At 75.8% G+C, this 2,248-nt stretch carries 1 protein-coding gene; it reads left to right on the top strand.

Features of this window, described 5'->3' with window-relative positions; translation table 11 throughout:
* Positions 1-2,248 (top strand): tetratricopeptide repeat protein (locus EHS43_RS43030; RefSeq protein ID WP_148104286.1); only part of this gene is annotated, 2,248 nt, incomplete at both ends.

Here is a 2,248-nt window from a genome sequence, read left to right as displayed (position 1 = left end):
CCCGAGGCGCCCACCGCGCGGCCGGCCCCCTCCCATCTCCCCCCGGACATCGCCGACTTCGTCGGCCGGTCGGACCAGATCGACTGGGCCGCCGCGCTGCTGGGCCGCGTCGACGAACCCGGCCGCACCGCCCCGCCGATCGGGGTGATCTCCGGACGCTCCGGCACCGGCAAGACCGCGCTCGCCGTCCACGTCGGCCACCGCACCGCCGAACTCTTCCCGGACGGCCGCCTGTTCGTGGACCTGCGGGCCGCCGACACCGCCCCCTTGCAGCCCGCCGACGCCCTCGCCCGGCTGCTGCGCGCGATGGGCGCCGAACCGGAGACCCTGCCGAGCTCCGTCGAGGAACTGACGGGCCTGTACCGCACGTACACCGGGCACCGCCGCATCCTGCTGATCCTCGACAACGCGGCCGGCGAGGCGCACGTACGACCGCTGCTCCCGCCCGGCCCCGGCTCCGCGGTGCTCGTCACCAGCCGGCGCCGGCTGGTGGCCCTGGAGGGCGCCGCCCACCTCGATCTGAGCGTCCCCGACGAGGAGGAGGCACTGGAACTCCTGCGCCGGGTCGCCGGGGCGGACCGGGTGCGCGCGGAGCCGGAACGGACCGCCGAGATCGTCTCCCTGTGCGGGCGGCTGCCGCTCGCCGTGCGCATCGCCGGAGCACGGCTCGCCGCCCGGCCGCACTGGGTGCCCGGCCGGCTCGCCGCCCGGCTGCGGGACGAGCGGCTGCGGCTCAACGAACTGCGCGCCGGGGATCTGGAGTTGCGCACCAGCCTCGAACTGGGCTACGCCGACCTCGATCCGCAGGAACGGCGCGCCCTGCGCCGGCTGGCGCTGCTCGACCTGCCCGACTTCGCGGCCTGGATCGCCGCGCCGCTGCTGGACATCGGCACGGAGGAGGCCGAGGAGGCCGTCGAGCGGCTGGTGGACTGCCACTTCATCGATGTGATCGGCGTGGACGGCACGGGTCGCAACCGCTACCGCATCCACGACCTGGCCCGGGAGCACGCCCGCGAGCGCTGTCTGTCGGAGGAGAGCGCCGAGGAGCGGGCGGCGGCGGTGCGGCGCCTCGTGGAGTGCTGGCTGGGGCTGGCCGAGAAGGCCGCCGCGCGGGGTCCGGGCGGCGCCGCCCGCTACTTTCCCGAACCGGCCGCCGTACGGCCCGTCGACCCGCTCGATCCGCAGGCCGAGGAGGAGCTGCTCGCGCGCCCCGCGGCCTGGTTCGCCGCCGAACAGGCCGGTCTGCTGTCGGCCGTGGAGTACTGCGCCGACCACGGGATGGACCGCGCCGCCCGTGACCTCGCCGGCGCGCTGATCGCGAGTTCGGTCGCGCTGTACAACCAGTTCGACGCCTGGTCCCGCTCGCACACCGCGGCCATGGCGGCGGTGCGGCGCAGCGGGGACGGCGAGGGCGAGGCATGGCTGCTCACCGGCCTCGGACAACTCCGCTACGAGCAGGACGAGTTCGAGGGGTCCTACGCCTACTTCCGGGACGCCCTGCGGCTGTTCGAGGCCCACGACGACGCCCAGGGCGCGGCCCAGGCCCTGCTGGGCATGGGCACGGCCCGGCGCGAACAGGCCTGCTACCCCGAGGCGTTGGAGCTGCTCGGGCGGGCGCTGGAGGGATACGTACGGCTCGGCGACCGCGGTGCCCGGGCCCGGGTGCTCTACGGCCTCGGCTATGTGCACCGGGAACAGGGCGACGACTTCGCCGCCCGCGAGGCCTTCGGCGAGGCCCAGGAGCTGTACCGGGCGGAGGGCGACCGGCACGGCGAGGCGCTGACCCTGCGCGCGGTGGCCCTGTGCCACCGCGCGCAGGGGCGGTACGCGGACGCCGGGCGGCTGCTGGGGGACGCGCTGCGGGCCTTCGGCGGCCTCCACGACACCTTCGGCGTGATGTACACCGAGCAGTCGCTGGCGAAGGTGGAGCTGCGGCTCGGCCGCCTGGACGCGTCACGCGAACGGCTGGGCCGGTGCCTGGACCTGGCCCGGGAACGGCAAGACCGGTTCGGCGAGGCGTTGGTGCTGCGCACGCTGGGCGAGTGGCACCTGGCCGCCGGTGACACCGGGAGCGCACGGGACCCGTTGGAACGGTCGCTGTCGCTCTGGGAGGCGCTGCGGCTGCCGCTGTGGCGGGCGCGGACCCTGTGGGACCTGGCGCGGGTATGGGAGACGGCCGGGGACACGGACACGGCCATGGAGGCCCGCGCCGAGGCGATGCGCGTCTTCCGGGAGACGGGGGCACGGG

The organism is Streptomyces sp. RP5T (assembly GCF_003933965.1).
GTDB lineage: Bacteria > Actinomycetota > Actinomycetes > Streptomycetales > Streptomycetaceae > Streptomyces.
The sequence above is the reverse complement of the archived record's forward strand: the minus strand, read 5'-3'. Positions and strand labels throughout refer to the sequence as shown.